The organism is Bacteroides luhongzhouii, from assembly GCF_009193295.2.
Classification (GTDB): Bacteria; Bacteroidota; Bacteroidia; order Bacteroidales; family Bacteroidaceae; genus Bacteroides; species Bacteroides luhongzhouii.
On the sequence record NZ_CP059973.1, the window covers coordinates 2,381,729 to 2,397,750 of the forward strand.

Consider the following 16,022-nt stretch of genomic DNA (forward strand, 5'->3'; position numbering starts at 1 on the left):
TTACTTGGCTTCCTGCATACGGGTGATAACGAGATCGTAGAAGTCCTGGAAGGTTTTGATACCTGCAAAGTCTTGTCCGGTTACGTTGAAACCGAAATTCTTTTCTACCAGTACTACCATGTCGACCAAGTCCAGGCTGTCCAGTTCAAGAGTTTCCATTAACGGCGCATCCGGCTGGATGACGTCGATGTCTACTTCAAACTCTTCTGCCAGAGTTGTTCTTATTTTCTCGATGATTTCTTCGTTTGTCATATATCTGTTTTCTTTAGTAATTTATTTCTTGATTTGGCGTATGATCAGGGTGGAATTGGTTCCTCCGAATCCAAACGAGTTGGAGAGGAACGTATCAAATTCCAGATTTACCCGTTGGGTAGGTATATTCAACTGTGCGGAGGCCTCGTCCGGTTCCTCGAAATTGAGGTTGGGAGCGATGAAACCGTTGTTCATCATGAGGGTGGAGTAAATCACTTCACTGGCACCTGCCATCCACATTTCATGTCCGGTCATAGACTTTGTAGAAGTGACATACGGGTGATGTCCTTCAAATACTTCCGCAATGGCTTTCGCCTCATTCAGGTCGCCTACCGGAGTGGAAGTGGCGTGTGCGTTGATATAACTGATTTGTTCGAGTGCAATACCCGCATCTTTGATGGCCATCTGAAGAGAACGTTTCGGACCGTCCACATTTGGTACGGAGATATGATCTCCATTGGATGAGAAACCGTAACCGATAACTTCGGCCAAAATGGGAGCTCCCCTTTTTACTGCCGATTCATAGCTCTCTAATACCAGACTGGCGGCTCCTCCACTCGGAATCAGTCCGTCACGTCGTTTATCAAAAGGTTTGGAGGCTTTCTCGGGCTCTGCTTCCTGGGTGGAAAATGCGCTTAGTCCGTCGAAACTGCCGACCGCATAAGGATTTACTTCTTGTGCGCCACCGCAAAGAATACAATCCTGCAATCCTGATTTAATGAGCAGATAACCCATGCCAATAGCATGAGAACCACTTGCGCAGGCTCCGGCAATGGTGAAGTTAACTCCTCTAAGCTTGAAGATAACCGACAGGTTCATTGTCACGGTAGAATTCATCGACTGGAAAATAGAACCGGAACCTACCAACGCTGTATTTTTCTTTTCACGAATGATGTCCACTGCATTGATAACAGGGGCGGCACTACTATCATTACCATACAAGATACCCACTTCATTAGCTTCGAGAAAAGCATCGTCAATACCGGCGTTGCGGAAAGCCTCCAAAGTAGCGAGATAAGCATATTCTCCCTGTTCCGGCAGGCAGAGACGTTTACGACGATCTAATAGTTTCTTCAAGTCGGGACGTTCCAATATGCCCGTTAATGCAGAAAAATAGCCCAGCTCTTTCCGTACCGGATCTATGCCAATCCCCGATTTCCCATTGTATAGTGAGTCTTTTACTTCATCCAGGTTCTTGCCGATGCAAGAGTAAATCCCCATTCCCGTGATAACAACTCTTTTCATTATTTTGTCTATTCTATGCTTTTGTTTTAAGTATATAGTCCTCCGTTGATGGAAATCACCTCTCCTGTGATATAGGATGAGGCTGGAGATGCCAGAAAACCGACGAGATCGGCAACCTCTTCCGCAGTACCGAAACGTCCTGCAGGAATGTGTTTTTTCCATTCGTTCTCATCAATCCCTTCCGTCATATCCGTGCGGATAAATCCTGGAGCAACTGCGTTGACTGTTACCTTCTTCTTGGCAACTTCCTGTGCCAGTGCTTTGGTGGCGGCTATTACGCCACCTTTGGCTGCGGAATAGTTGGCTTGTCCGGGCATTCCCTGAATACCTGACAAGGATACGATATTGACAATACGTCCATAACGTTTGACCAGCATATTTTTCAATAAAGGCTGTGTCACATAAAAGAATCCGTTCAAACTGATATCGAGCACTTTGTTCCATTCTTCTCCTGTCATCCAAAGCATCAGGTTGTCTTTGCGGATGCCCGCATTGTTGATCAGTACTTCGATGTATTCGTCAGGATGTTGTGACGCCCAGTTGTTCAAGGCAAGGGCAATAGCGGCAGGGTCTGTCACATCGAACTTCATGATTTCTCCGTTACTTCCTTTTTCCTGCACTAACTGCAACGTTTTTTCCGCTTCTGCGTCGTTACTCTGATAATTAATCAGTATAAAGTAGCCCATTTCCGCCAGTTTGCAACTGACAGCACGACCGATACCTCGGCTTCCTCCGGTTACTAATGCGTATTTCATTTTATTTATTTTCTTTTTTGAGATAGTCCATCATTCTTTCTATCTCTTTGTATTTAGGTGTGTCATTGGTAAATACAGGGAAGAAGCTACGTATCTCTTCATACACCTGACGGCTTTGGGGGCTTAGACGATCCTGTATTTTCAGGTAGTCGATGGCTTGTGCCATTCCCATAAATTGAATAGCCATCACCTGATAAGAATTCTCTATGACTGTTTTTGCTAATAGAGCCGAGTTGGTTCCCATGCTGACAATATCCTGATTATCGTTGTTGTTAGGAATACTGTGCACATACATCGGATTCGACAATGTCTGACATTCGGCTGTAGTGGATGTTGCTGTGAATTGCGAAGCCTGCAAACCGTAGTTCAATCCAAGCACTCCCAAGTTTACAAAAGGAGGCAGGATGCCATTGATACGGTCGTGGAACAGATAATTGATCTGTCTTTCGCAAAGCATGGTCAGTTTGGTTACGGCGATTTTCAGTTTATCCATTTCGAAAGAGATGTAATCTCCGTGGAAGTTACCGCCATGATAAATATTTTGTGTGTCCGGATCAACAATCGGATTGTCGCAGGCGGAATTTACTTCGTTAATCAATACTTCTTCCGCATTCTTCAGTTCATCATAGATGGGACCGAGGATTTGTGGAACACATCGCAAGGAATAATAGGGTTGTACTTTGTGTTCGAAATTTTTTTCTTTGTGCACCTGATTGTATAGCTCATTCTCTCTTTGAAGTACACATTTACTACCCGCTACCCATTCTCTCATCATAGCGGCTATCTCTTGTTGACCTTTGTGATGCTTGGCCTCGTTTAATGCCTGCGCCATAAAATCATCATAAGAGGCGGCAATCTCATTCATCATGACAGAAGCGGCTACCGACCACCGGAGTAACTTTTTGGCATAAATCAGATTGACGATGCCGATTCCTGTCATCACAGAAGTACCGTTTGTGACGGATAACCCTTCACGGATGCGCATCGAAAAAGGTTGCAGACCGTTTTCCTCAAGCACAGTAGCGGCATCACGCAATTTTCCCTGATAAAAAACTTCCCCTTCTCCTATTAGCGTCAGGGCAATATGGGCCAGTTGCACGAGATCACCACTGGCACCTACACTTCCATGTTCGGGTATGAACGGATAAATTCCACGATTGATAAATTCACAGAGAAGAGATACCAATTCCATATGTACTCCTGATTTTCCTTGTAGAAAAGTGTACAAACGGGCAATCATAGCTGCTTTTACATAAAGTTCGGGAAGTGGTTTGCCGGCACCGGTAGAATGGCTTCGAATGATATTGTACTGAAGTTCGATCAGTGACTGATCTTCTATCCTGTATTGTGCCATTGGGCCGAACCCCGTATTGATACCATAAATAATCTTATCGCTGGAAAAAGATTGCAGGAAATCGAAGCTTTCCTCTACTTTTCGGATGCATTCTTCAGAGAGTTCCAGCTTCTCATTATCGAACAATACTTTATAAAGGGTATCTAAATTTATACTTTTGTCAGCTATCATTTTCTGTACTAGATATTTTATGCCTTAATAATAAGATACAAAAATAGGCAATTTCTGTTATATAGCGGACATGAATCAGGATAAAACTTTTTCCGGAGAATTGGTTTTGCTTGTTTTGTTTCTTATTCGTGAGGGGGCTTTTCCAAATCTATCTATGCTTTTTGCAAGTCCCGTTCTTCGTATTTGCAGATCGCTTCTATCCATTCCTCTGTCAGTGGCATGGATTCATGTCTTTCAAGGTCGAAAGTAACCATAACAGACTTGCAGATACATTTTACTTCATTCGTTTCTGTGTCGATAACCCGCTGAATCAGGTGAAAACTTTTGGTGCCTATCTTAGAAACAGCAGTCTGTACGGCGATATGATCGGATGCGAATATCTGCTTGATGAAATCCGCTTCGATGTGGACAACGACAATCCCGATTTTTTCCCAATCTACTCCGGGACATACTGAAGCGAAGTATTCAGTCTTTCCTAAGTCGTAAAAGGAGAAGTAAACTGTGTTGTTGACGTGACCAAATTTGTCTACATCATTGAATCGCAATTGGATAGGTAATGTGTGATGAAATACGATTTCTTCCATTGTTTTCTCTTAAACGTTTTAAATTCGACACAAAAATGGCACTTTTGCTTTCTTGCTTGAAATTGAGGCAAAGATAGAGATTTCTAATGATTCTGCTTTCGGAGGCAAGGAAGAATTTAGTTAATAATCGTTTAAAACGGTTTTTGGGGATGTTTATTCTGACTTTTGACGTATGAAAACAACCATAGGAGACAGTATGGACTTCTTTATATCGATTATATTTAACTTATTGTCTTGTGGAATATCTCTACAATTTTGTGGATTTTTTGCACAGGACCGTTCTTTCTATTTTGTACTGTTATAAATGCTTTTTCCTTTATTATGGACGATTTATGTATTTGAAAATAAGTGATTTTTCTTGTGTAGTATAGCTTTTAAGATTTAGTATTGTTAGTCTTTTGTTATGCATTTGGCACATAAATTGCCAAATGTTGATGGTAATCTATCCTAATAACTATTCTAATTTTAGGTCAATAATGAAAGTAATAATGAAAAACAAATGGCTATTGTGCATTCTCTTAATGCAGTTTCTGCCTTTCGGCTTATTCGCACAGGTTGCGCCTGCTCTTGAAGAACAGAAAACGGAAACACAGGAAGCCCCGGGAAATAACGAAGAAACTACTACGACCGGAAATGCTGCAACCGAAGGGGATGCTGAAAAAACGATTAAAGGAGTTATTAATGACGAGCAGGGTGAGACGATTATTGGTGCTTCTGTCATTGTTAAAGGTGAAGATACCGGGACTACCAGTGATATGGACGGTCGGTTTAGCCTCGAAGCTCCGGAAGGAGCGACCTTGGTTATCTCTTACATCGGTTATCATACACAGGAGGTGAAAGTCAGGAAGAGATCTCTTCTTCACATTGTATTGAAAGAAGACAATCAATTGTTGGATGAAGTGGTAGTAGTGGGATACGGAACTGTCAAGAAGAGTGACCTGACTGGTTCTGTGTCCGGTGTGTCCAACAGGCAATACAAAAATCAGCCTGTACAACGGGTGGAGAATATTCTTCAGGGGCGTACTCCCGGTGTGGAAGTCACTGCCACGAGTGGTATGCCCGGAGCAAGTATGAAGGTACGTGTTCGCGGAACTACTTCTATTAATAAGAGTAGCGATCCTTTGTATGTGATTGACGGTATTATCTCTTCCAGTGGTTTGGATGGTATCAACCCTTCGGACATTCAATCAATGGAAATATTGAAAGACGCTTCGTCTACTGCTATTTACGGTTCTCGTGGTTCGAATGGTGTCATCTTGATAATGACTAAACAGGGTAGTGAAGGAAAAGCGCAAGTCACGTTTGATGCATCGGTCGGGCTTTCGACTGTCAGAAAGCAGTATGAACTGCTGAATGCTTACGAATATGCGACAGCACTGAATGATATCCGCGGATCTTCTACTATCTCCGCCGAAGATCTCGATGCTTATAAAAATGGAACAAAAGGAATTAACTGGACTGACCTTCTGACTCATACTGGTATTACCCAGGATTATCGTCTTGCCATATCAGGAGGAAACGCAAAAGTGAAATACCTCATTTCTGGGAATGTTCTCGATCAGGAAGCTGTTACAATCATGTCCGATTATAAACGTTATGGTATTCGGGCAAATATTGACTCGGAAGTGAAACCCTGGTTGACAATCTCCGCAAAATTGAATGCCTCCAGTCTTCATAAACACAATGAAGGTGGAGCAAACTGGCTGCACGTCACTAACTTTTCGCCTACTATGGAACTGAAAGATCCCGAAACCGGTGTGTATAATACAGACCCGTATAACATGGTCGGCTCCAATCCTTATGGTGAAATGGTCGTGAACAATAGTGACAGTTATAGCTATAATTTAAACGCTAACCTGACATTGTTGTTTAAGATCATGAAAGGACTGACACTTTCTATTCAGGGAGGTTACGATTATGACAATAGTCCTTCTTATTCTTTCCGGTCGAAACTGGATTCACCGGGTGCTATCAATAGCGCGAGCAATATCAATGCTTTGCACAATTATTGGCAGAACACTAACAATCTGACTTGGCAGAAGCAATTCGGCGATCATAGTTTCACCGCTATGGCAGTATGGGAAATAAGCCGCTCATGGGATTCGCAACTGAAAGGAACCGGCTCTAATCTGAACAATGAAAGTGTAGGGTACTGGAATCTCGGCAATGCTGCTATAAGAGATGCGAGCAATTCTTATACGGAATTCTCTTTGGCTTCCGGTATCGTGCGTGCTAATTACGATTATAAAAAACGCTATTTCATTACTGCCGCATTGAGAGCCGACGGTTCTTCTAAATTCCAGGGAAACAACAAATGGGGATATTTCCCTTCCGCAGCTGTAGCTTGGGATATTGCGCAGGAAGCATTCATGAGCAATCAGCATGTACTTGACCAATTGAAGCTACGTGCCAGTTTTGGAGTTACCGGAAATCAGGATATTGCTGCTTACAGTACGTTGGGCATGTTGTCGGGTGCCTCTTACGGCTGGGGAACTTCCACTTCTTCTACAGGATATTGGGGGAACCAGTTTGCTACACCTGGCATTACGTGGGAAAAGACTTATCAATATGATTTGGGATTGGATTTGAGTCTCGGAGGTTTTAATATAACAGTGGATTGGTTTAAGAAGCAAACGAAAGATCTGCTCTTTCAGAAACAAGTACCCAAATATAACGGGGGCGGTACCTATTGGGTTAATCAGGGGAAACTTAACAATACAGGAGTCGAAATGTCTCTCACCACTTTCCCCGTGAAGGGCGCCGTGACATGGGAAACCAGCCTGAATGCTTCTTATGTGAAAAATGAAGTGGCGGACCTTGCGGGAGATGATTTTGTACTTACTGCTAATTATAGCGATTTGGGAGGTCCCCTGCAGATTATGAAGCCTGGCTATCCTATGGGATCTTTCTATGTCTATCAATGGAAAGGATTCAATGATAAAGGTGCCAATCTTTATCAGAAAGCAGATGGCAGTCTGACAACCAATCCAACTTCCGATGATTTGGTAGTGAAAGGACAGGCAAGCCCGAAATGGACGGTGGGCTGGAATAATACTGTTACCTGGAAAAACTGGACGCTGAATGTCTTTTTTAACGCTGCTACAGGATATGACCGGTTGAATATCAGCCGTTTTATGGCGGCATCCATGACTGGTGTCTCTCGTTTTATAACCTTGCGCGATGCTTACTTCAAAGGCTGGGATCATGTTGCCAACAAGGCTGACGCTCTTTATCCGAGTCTCACTAACACTGATAACAAGAGTTATGCCAATTCGGATTTCTGGCTTGAAGATGCTTCTTTTATTAAATTGAAGAATATCAGTCTCTCGTACCGCATTCCTCGTCGTGTATTGAAGTTTGCCAGTGTGCAATTGTCTGTCAGCGCACAGGATCTCTTTACGATTACCCGCTACAAAGGAATGGATCCCGAGGTGTATACCAGTTATGATGGACTGGATTATGGTGCTTATCCGATTCCGCGGACGATTACTTTCGGTGCTAAAATCAGATTTTAAACCACGTATTAAGACAATAACCATATGAAAATAACATATACTTTTATAATGAAAGTTTTGCCTGTTCTTCTGGCAACTTTGTGCTGGACTTCGTGTAGTGATTTCCTGGAAGAAGATCCGAAAGGGCAATTGCCTTCGGATACCTATTTCAGTAACAAAGAAGACTTGGACGCTTCACTGACGGCTCTCTATTCCGTGATCGCAAGTTCACAGGCTAGTAATAACCTTTGTGGTACGAACTTTCTGGTGGGAGATGATATTTCCACTCATCCTTCCAGTAATAAACAGCCCCTCCGTGAGCATGATCAGTTTGATGTGAAAGATAACAACTCGTGGCTGTCCAGTATGTGGGAACAGCGTTTCAAAGTTATCAAGGCTGCTAATTTTATCATCAATAATGCGGAGCGTACGCCGGAGGTGTCGAAGGATGATATCAAGGTAGCTATTGCGCAGGCGCATTATTGGAGAGCCTACTCTTATTTTTATTTGGTGACGACTTGGGGGCGAGTTCCCATTATGCTCAAAGAAGAAATAGACTATAATGCTCCCTTAAAGACAGAAGAAGAAGTGTACGAACTGATCCTGTCCGACCTGAAAATAGCCGAAACCGGTTGTCCCGCAATGTATACAAAAGAACCTTATGCCAGAAACGGCATAAATATTGCCGTAAGTGAAGGAGCCGTGAAAGCAACAATGGCTTATGTTTATATGTGTATGGCGGGATGGCCGCTAAACAAAGGAGTCGAATATTATAAACTGGCTGCCGCCAAAGCCAAAGAGGTGATAGATGGTGCGGATAATGGTACCTATTATTATAAGCTGCTGCCGGAATATAGTCAGGTATATTCATGGGAATACAATAATAAGAATACGGAGCTGCTGTTGGGTATCTACTATAACAGGGATGCAATGGGGCAGGCCGCTCCTTTAACTGATTTCCTTCAGGATATGAAACAGGCCGGTTGGGGAGATACGAATGGAGAAATCAAATTTTGGATGAATTTTCCTGAAGGTCCTCGCAAAGATGCTACGTATTTCCCTAAAATCATGCTTAGCGACGGGAAACTATATGATTGGTGGTATGATACTGATCCAGCTTCCCGCGAGGTGGTTGCCCCTGTCTTTATGAAAACGGCAGAAGGAGCGGTGCGTGGAACAGAATTTGATTATACAAATCCTACCGTAGTCAATGCGTCGGGTGAGAAAACATTTCAGTTGTTACGCCTTTCGCAAGTATATTGCTGGTATGCCGAGGCGACAGGCCGTGCGGGAGAGATCAATGATCAGGCGGTCAAAGTTTTAAACGAGGTACGCAACAGGGCAGACGGTGAAGAGACTGATAAATATACGACAGGTATGTCTCCCGATGAACTGGCGGAAGCAGCTTACGATGAACATGGCTGGGAAATGGCGGGATACTATTGGGGAGGAATTGCCAGCAGAGCCAGAGATATGTTTAGGATGTACCGTTATAAGGCTCATTTTGAATTCCGTAAGCAAAATGAGCCTATTGAGGTGGCACCCGGAGTTTTCAGGAAGGAAGCAGTAACAGTCACAGGAACTTGGGATGACAGTAAAATGTATGTTCCTTATCCTTATGAAGACGTGATTTTAAATCCGAACCTGGATAACAGCTGGAAAAACTGACAGTATTTAGTATGACTTTTTGAATGATCTGTTTTTTATAGAACGATGTAGATTCTCACAATGGTTTACATCGTTCTTTCTTTTTGTATGCCTTGTGGTATCAACGTATATTATTGTTCAATAGTTAAACTCTTGTCTTGTCTGCGAATAGCTGATTTGAAAGGGGAGTTTAAAAACGTCAGGATAGATTTCACTAAATGGAATAAAAGTGTTATTTTTGCGTCTTGTTCTTAACGGAAATTAATCAAGAAATGATAGAAGATATTAAAAAAGCCTGTCAGGTGATGAATGAAGGAGGAGTGATCCTTTATCCCACTGATACCGTATGGGGTATAGGCTGTGACGCGACTAATGAGGAGGCTGTGCGCCGGGTGTATGAGATTAAGAAACGTGCTGATAGCAAAGCTATGTTGGTGTTGGTGGACTCTTCGGTGAAAGTAGATTTTTATGTACAGGATGTACCTGATGTAGCATGGGATTTGATTGAAGTTGCCGACAAACCGTTGACGATTATTTATTCCGGAGCACGTAACTTAGCACCCAATTTGCTGGCCGAAGATGGTAGTGTAGGGATTCGTGTGACGAATGAAGATTTTTCCAGAAGGCTCTGTCAGCAGTTCCGTAAAGCAATTGTTTCTACTTCGGCTAATGTCAGTGGGCAGCCGGGTGCTGCTAATTTTAGTGAAATTAGTGATGAAATCAAATCGGCGGTAGATTATATCGTTGGCTTTCGCCAGGATGATATGAATAAGCCGAAACCCTCAAGTATTATTAAGTTGGAAAAAGGTGGAGTGATAAAGATAATTCGCGAATAAATGAAAGGAGAGAAACTTAGTTTATTACAGCGTTGCATCAAATGGCGGGAAGCGAACATAAAGGAGAAGCAATTTATCCTGATATTAAGTTTTCTGGTCGGAATCTTCACTGCGTTTGCCGCGTTAATATTGAAATTCTTTATCCATCAGATACAGAATTTCCTGACTGATAATTTCAATGCAACGGAAGCTAACTACCTGTATTTGGTATATCCGGTAGTCGGGATTTTTCTTGCAGGTTGGTTTGTGCGTAATATTGTAAAGGATGACATCAGTCATGGGGTCACCAAAATTCTATATGCCATCTCCCGTAGGCAGGGACGTATCAAGCGACACAATATTTGGTCGTCTACTATCGCCAGTGCCATAACCATCGGATTTGGTGGATCAGTCGGAGCAGAGGCACCGATTGTACTGACAGGTTCGGCAATCGGTTCCAATCTCGGGAGCGTGTTTAAGATGGAGCATCGCACGTTGATGCTGCTCGTAGGTTGTGGTGCGGCAGGTGCCATTGCCGGTATTTTTAAAGCTCCGATTGCGGGACTGGTATTTACCTTGGAGGTGCTGATGATTGACTTAACCATGTCTTCTTTACTTCCCCTGCTGATTTCTGCTGTGACAGCTGCAACAGTTTCCTATATAATCACCGGTACAGAGGCTATGTTTAAGTTCCACCTCGATCAGGCATTTGAATTGGAACGTATTCCTTTCGTTATCTTGCTGGGGATTTTTTGCGGACTGATTTCGTTATACTTCACACGTGCGATGAATTCGGTAGAAGGTGTTTTTGGCAAACTCAATAACCCTTACAAGAAACTGGCTTTCGGTGGTGTGATGTTGAGTGTATTGATTTTCCTTTTCCCGCCTCTTTATGGTGAAGGATATGATACGATTAATCTTTTGCTGAATGGAACGTCTGCCGCAGAGTGGGATACGGTCATGAACAACTCTATGTTTTATGGCTATGGCAATTTGTTGCTGGTTTATCTGATGCTGATTATCTTATTGAAAGTATTTGCTTCCAGTGCGACGAACGGTGGCGGTGGTTGTGGTGGTATCTTTGCTCCTTCGCTTTATTTGGGATGTATTGCCGGTTTTGTTTTCTCTCATTTTAGCAATGACTTTGCTTTCTCCGCTTATTTGCCGGAGAAGAATTTCGCATTGATGGGAATGGCGGGAGTAATGAGTGGTGTCATGCACGCTCCATTGACAGGGGTGTTCCTGATAGCTGAGCTGACAGGCGGGTATGATTTATTTCTTCCGTTGATGATCGTATCCGTAAGTTCATATCTGACAATTATTGCTTTCGAACCTCATAGTATCTATTCGATGCGTTTGGCTAAGAAGGGACAATTGCTGACACATCACAAAGATAAAGCTGTGTTGACGCTGATGAAAATGGAAAATGTGGTGGAGAAAGATTTCGTTGTCGTACACCCGGAAATGGACTTGGGAGAACTGGTGAAAGCAATCGCAGCTTCCCATCGAAATGTCTTTCCGGTGACAGATAAGAAAACGGGTGAATTGTTGGGAATTGTATTGCTTGATGATATTCGCAACATCATGTTCCGGCAAGAACTTTATCATCGTTTCACTGTTAATAAATTGATGACATCGGCTCCTGCCAAAATCTTCGATACGGATGGAATGGAACAAGTAATGCAAACATTTGATGATACGAAAGCCTGGAATCTTCCGGTAGTAGATGAGGAAGGCCGCTATCAGGGATTTGTCTCTAAATCAAAGATCTTTAATTCGTATCGGCAAGTGCTGGTACATTTTTCTGAAGACTAATCCGTGCCTAAGTAATGATAACATATTTAAAATATGAAGAAAGAAGATTTAAGAATTGTATATATGGGGACTCCCGATTTTGCGGTAGAGGCCCTGCGTCAATTGGTAGAAGGCGGTTATAATATAGTGGGTGTGATTACGATGCCCGATAAACCTGCCGGACGCGGACATAAAATACAGTATTCTCCTGTCAAACAATACGCGCTCGAACAGAATTTACCGTTGCTTCAACCGGAAAAGTTGAAAGATGAGGCTTTTGTGGAAGCGTTGCGTGAGTGGAAAGCGGATTTACAGATTGTCGTTGCTTTTCGTATGTTGCCGGAAGTGGTATGGAATATGCCGCGGCTAGGTACGTTTAATCTTCATGCTTCTTTACTTCCTCAATATCGTGGAGCTGCTCCTATCAACTGGGCGGTTATCAACGGTGATACGGAAACTGGGATTACGACTTTCTTTTTGCAGCATGAGATAGATACCGGAAAAGTCATTCAGCAGGTACGTGTGCCTATTGCAGATACGGATAATGTAGAAATGGTACATGATAAATTGATGATGTTGGGAGGAAAACTGGTTCTTGAAACAGTAGATGCTATATTGAATGGAACGGTCAAACCAATCCCCCAAGAAGAAATGGCAGTTGTCGGTGAACTCCGTCCTGCTCCGAAGATATTTAAAGAAACCTGTCGGATTGACTGGAATCAGTCGGTGAAGAAGATCTACGATTTTATCCGTGGACTATCACCTTACCCCGCTGCCTGGAGTGAACTGATTGCTTCTGAAGAAGCAGAAAGTGTGACCGTGAAGATATTTGAAAGTGAGAAGGTTTACGAATCACATCAATTGGCTGCCGGAACAATCGTGACTGATGGCAAGAAATTTATGAAAGTAGCTGTACCGGATGGATTTGTGTCTATTCTTTCTTTACAACTACCCGGTAAGAAACGACTGAAAATCGATGAATTGCTTCGTGGTTATCACCTGGAAGATGGGTGTAAGATGAAGTGATCTGACAATAAATAGAATAAACCGTCCCGAACATGAGACAATTAGAACCTAAAATAAAAGAATTATGAAACCGATTATCGCTCCTTCCATTCTTTCTGCCGATTTCGGATATTTGGCAAAGGATATTGAAATGGTAAACCGCAGTGAAGCGGAGTGGGTACATATTGATATTATGGACGGAGTATTTGTTCCGAACATTTCATTTGGCTTTCCGGTACTGAAATATGTAGCGAAGCTAAGTAAGAAACCGTTGGATGTGCATTTGATGATTGTAAACCCGGAGAAATTCATTCCGGAAGTAAAAGCATTGGGCGCTCATACGATGAATGTGCATTATGAAGCTTGTCCACATCTGCATCGAGTGATTCAACAAATCAGGGAAGCCGGGATGCAGCCGGCTGTAACGATCAATCCGGCTACTCCTGTGGCTCTTCTGCAAGATATTATTCAGGATGTGTATATGGTGCTTATAATGAGCGTGAATCCGGGATTTGGCGGGCAGAAATTCATCGAACATTCGGTAGAAAAAGTTCGTGAACTGCGTGCCTTGATTGAACGGACAGGTTCGAAAGCCCTGATTGAAGTAGACGGTGGTGTGAACTTGGAAACAGGGGCTCGTCTGGTTGAGGCCGGAGCCGATGCACTGGTGGCTGGAAATGCTGTCTTTGGTGCACCGGATCCGGAAGGAATGATTCGTCAGTTGCACGAACTGTAACTAATCTATTGAATTCCTTTTATATCCATCGATATCCATCTATACGCCTGCTTATCCCCTGGATAGCAGGCGTTTTTTGTGGAGATCATTTTTTTGACCGTTCATGGCTCCCTCTTTGTGGTATTCTCTTCTTTGGCTTTTTTGCAGTATTGTCTTTTGCTCTTTATTCTCTGAAACGCTATTCATTGCGATGGTGTTTTGGGGTAGCTGTCTTTGCTCTTTGTTTCACGGGAGGATGGCTTGGTATGACTGGACAATTGCAACAGGCTGTCTGTTCTTTTCCGGAAGAAGAAACAGTGTACCGGGTTTTGATAACGGATGCGCCTCAAACAAAAGAGCATACTTACCTCTGTCAGGTATTATTGGAGGAACGTCGTGATACTGCGGGTATATATCCGATAGGGCATACTGCGATTCTTCATCTACAGCAAGATTCGTTTTCCTCCTGCTTGAAGAGTGGAGATGAACTGCTGATTTCTGCCCGCATTTCTCCTCCTCTCAACAATCAAAACTTTGATGAATTTGATTACGCCCGCTTCCTGATGCGGAAAGGCATTAGCGGAACAGGATATGTTGCATCCGGGAAATGGACAATCTTATCTTCAAACACACCACCTTTATCTTCTGCTAATTCATCCATCTCTTTGCAACGAGACGGAATGAATAACTTTGACCTCAAAAGTGTAGCCAGCTCTTGTAGAAGAAACATGGTTTCACTTTATCAGGAGCTGGGATTCACCGGGGATGAATTGGCAGTACTTTCAGCACTAACAATAGGAGATAAGACAGAATTAAGTGATTCGGTTCGTGAAAGTTATTCGGTGGCCGGTGCAAGTCATATTCTTGCTTTATCCGGTTTGCATATCGGACTTTTATATACAATGCTTTTTTTTATTCTGAAACCTGTTGCCCGAAGAGGAAATATAGGTAGATGTGTGCGTTCTGTTTTTCTTCTTGTCTTATTGTGGGCCTTTGCCTTTTTTACAGGGCTTTCTCCGTCGGTAGTACGTTCAGTCAGCATGTTTTCGATTTTAGCTATGGCGGATATGGTTGGTCGTGAACCTTTATCTTTAAATACATTAGCGGCAGCTGCGTGGTTGATGTTATTCTGTAATCCTGCATGGTTGTTCGATGTTGGTTTTCAGCTCTCTTTTCTTGCCGTTGCTTCTATCCTGCTTATTCAAAAGCCGATCTACCATTTGATTACCGTGAAAAGTAGAATAGGAAAGTATGTTTGGGGACTGATGAGTGTATCTGTTGCCGCACAAATAGGAACGGCTCCGCTTGTTCTGTTTTATTTTTCCCGATTCTCCGTGCATTTTCTGTTGACGAATTTAGTTGTTATTCCTTTGATTACGATTATCTTATATGCTGCTGTCGTGATGCTTCTTCTGACTCCTTTCCCATGGCTTCAGATAGGAGTGGCCGGAGGTGTCAAGAAGTTACTGGAAGGACTTAATTTCTTTGTCCGATGGGTAGAACAGCTTCCTTACGCTTCTGTAGATGGAATTTGGCTTTATCAGTCAGAAGTGCTGGGTATCTATATTGTCATCGCTTTGGTAACCTATTATTGCATGAATCGCCGATACCGGAATCTACAAATCTGTCTTTTTTCTATCTTGTTGCTGGGGGCTTGTCATGCAACATTGTATTGGCTGGATCGTCCTCGAACGAGTTTGGTCTTTTACAATGTGCGTGGTTGTCCGGCAGTACATTGCATAAAGAGTGACGGACAATCCTGGATAAACTATATGGATACTCTCTCCAATGAAAAACGTCTGAAACGCATGGCAGTTAATTACTGGAAGCATCATCACCTTCTTCCTCCCCAAAAAATAACAACTGATTGCCGGCACGCTGAACTTAACCGTCAACAGCAGATTATATCTTATCATGGTTGTCGTGTTTGTGTCATAAACGATAACCGTTGGCGAAACAAATCCACCGTTTCTCCGTTATATATTCAGTATCTTTACTTATGCAAAGGGTATGACGGCCATCTGGAAGAACTCGCACAGGTCTTTTCTTTCTCTTATGTCATATTGGACGCGTCCCTCTCGGAATACCGCAAACACCTCTTTGAGAGCGAATGCAAGAAATCCGGTCTGCGATTTATCTCTTTATCCGACGAAGGTTCTGTCCGCTTTTTGCTCTAAGTACAAAGATTTAT

At 42.9% G+C, this 16,022-nt stretch carries 12 protein-coding genes; 7 read left to right on the plus strand and 5 right to left on the minus strand.

The window, feature by feature from the left end:
* The 5 genes from GD631_RS08655 to GD631_RS08675 all read right to left on the minus strand — a co-directional run bounded on the left by GD631_RS08655 (position 1) and on the right by GD631_RS08675 (position 4,361).
* Positions 1 to 252: an acyl carrier protein gene (locus GD631_RS08655; protein WP_004305450.1), complete on the minus strand. Its 252-nt coding sequence runs from the start codon at positions 250 to 252 to the stop codon at positions 1 to 3.
* 21 nt (positions 253 to 273) lie between these two features.
* Complete coding sequence (locus GD631_RS08660; protein WP_143259070.1) at positions 274 to 1,497, minus strand: beta-ketoacyl-[acyl-carrier-protein] synthase family protein; 1,224 nt, start codon at positions 1,495 to 1,497, stop codon at positions 274 to 276.
* 26 nt (positions 1,498 to 1,523) lie between these two features.
* Positions 1,524 to 2,252, minus strand: coding sequence for a flexirubin biosynthesis SDR family reductase FlxB (gene flxB / locus GD631_RS08665; RefSeq protein ID WP_008020540.1), 729 nt, complete (start codon positions 2,250 to 2,252; stop codon positions 1,524 to 1,526).
* 1 nt (position 2,253) lies between these two features.
* Positions 2,254 to 3,777 (minus strand): flexirubin biosynthesis tyrosine ammonia-lyase FlxA, encoded by a 1,524-nt coding sequence (flxA, locus tag GD631_RS08670; protein ID WP_143259071.1) that lies wholly within the window; start codon positions 3,775 to 3,777, stop codon positions 2,254 to 2,256.
* Positions 3,778 to 3,929: 152 nt separating this feature from the next.
* Positions 3,930 to 4,361, minus strand: a complete 432-nt coding sequence (locus tag GD631_RS08675) for an acyl-CoA thioesterase (RefSeq protein ID WP_143259072.1) — start codon at positions 4,359 to 4,361, stop codon at positions 3,930 to 3,932.
* Between the two features lie 488 nt (positions 4,362 to 4,849).
* Here GD631_RS08675 and GD631_RS08680 point away from each other — a divergent pair, with 488 nt between their 5' ends.
* The 7 genes from GD631_RS08680 to GD631_RS08710 all read left to right on the plus strand — a co-directional run bounded on the left by GD631_RS08680 (position 4,850) and on the right by GD631_RS08710 (position 16,008).
* Positions 4,850 to 7,876, plus strand: coding sequence for a SusC/RagA family TonB-linked outer membrane protein (locus tag GD631_RS08680; RefSeq protein ID WP_223225879.1), 3,027 nt, complete (start codon positions 4,850 to 4,852; stop codon positions 7,874 to 7,876).
* A 24-nt stretch (positions 7,877 to 7,900) separates the two neighbouring features.
* Complete coding sequence (locus tag GD631_RS08685) at positions 7,901 to 9,523, plus strand: RagB/SusD family nutrient uptake outer membrane protein (RefSeq protein WP_143259074.1); 1,623 nt, start codon at positions 7,901 to 7,903, stop codon at positions 9,521 to 9,523.
* A 251-nt stretch (positions 9,524 to 9,774) separates the two neighbouring features.
* The gene (locus GD631_RS08690) at positions 9,775 to 10,338 is read left to right on the plus strand and encodes an L-threonylcarbamoyladenylate synthase (protein WP_143259075.1); all 564 of its coding nucleotides are present in this window, start codon (positions 9,775 to 9,777) and stop codon (positions 10,336 to 10,338) included.
* The gene (locus GD631_RS08695; RefSeq protein ID WP_143259076.1) at positions 10,339 to 12,132 is read left to right on the plus strand and encodes a chloride channel protein; all 1,794 of its coding nucleotides are present in this window, start codon (positions 10,339 to 10,341) and stop codon (positions 12,130 to 12,132) included.
* 33 nt (positions 12,133 to 12,165) lie between these two features.
* Positions 12,166 to 13,137, plus strand: coding sequence for a methionyl-tRNA formyltransferase (gene fmt / locus GD631_RS08700; RefSeq protein ID WP_143259077.1), 972 nt, complete (start codon positions 12,166 to 12,168; stop codon positions 13,135 to 13,137).
* 64 nt (positions 13,138 to 13,201) lie between these two features.
* Positions 13,202 to 13,852: a ribulose-phosphate 3-epimerase gene (gene rpe / locus GD631_RS08705; protein WP_143259078.1), complete on the plus strand. Its 651-nt coding sequence runs from the start codon at positions 13,202 to 13,204 to the stop codon at positions 13,850 to 13,852.
* Positions 13,853 to 13,860: 8 nt separating this feature from the next.
* Positions 13,861 to 16,008: a ComEC/Rec2 family competence protein gene (locus GD631_RS08710; protein ID WP_143259079.1), complete on the plus strand. Its 2,148-nt coding sequence runs from the start codon at positions 13,861 to 13,863 to the stop codon at positions 16,006 to 16,008.
* Positions 16,009 to 16,022 lie beyond the last annotated feature (14 nt).

Bases quoted from the DNA above. Each gene is read 5' to 3' on its own strand.
- GD631_RS08655 (WP_004305450.1), bottom strand. From the start codon at position 252: ATGACAAACGAAGAAATCATCGAGAAAATAAGAACAACTCTGGCAGAA.
- GD631_RS08660 (WP_143259070.1), bottom strand. From the start codon at position 1,497: ATGAAAAGAGTTGTTATCACGGGAATGGGGATTTACTCTTGCATCGGC.
- flxB (WP_008020540.1), bottom strand. From the start codon at position 2,252: ATGAAATACGCATTAGTAACCGGAGGAAGCCGAGGTATCGGTCGTGCT.
- flxA (WP_143259071.1), bottom strand. From the start codon at position 3,777: ATGATAGCTGACAAAAGTATAAATTTAGATACCCTTTATAAAGTATTG.
- GD631_RS08675 (WP_143259072.1), bottom strand. From the start codon at position 4,361: ATGGAAGAAATCGTATTTCATCACACATTACCTATCCAATTGCGATTC.
- GD631_RS08680 (WP_223225879.1), top strand. From the start codon at position 4,850: ATGAAAAACAAATGGCTATTGTGCATTCTCTTAATGCAGTTTCTGCCT.
- GD631_RS08685 (WP_143259074.1), top strand. From the start codon at position 7,901: ATGAAAATAACATATACTTTTATAATGAAAGTTTTGCCTGTTCTTCTG.
- GD631_RS08690 (WP_143259075.1), top strand. From the start codon at position 9,775: ATGATAGAAGATATTAAAAAAGCCTGTCAGGTGATGAATGAAGGAGGA.
- GD631_RS08695 (WP_143259076.1), top strand. From the start codon at position 10,339: ATGAAAGGAGAGAAACTTAGTTTATTACAGCGTTGCATCAAATGGCGG.
- fmt (WP_143259077.1), top strand. From the start codon at position 12,166: ATGAAGAAAGAAGATTTAAGAATTGTATATATGGGGACTCCCGATTTT.
- rpe (WP_143259078.1), top strand. From the start codon at position 13,202: ATGAAACCGATTATCGCTCCTTCCATTCTTTCTGCCGATTTCGGATAT.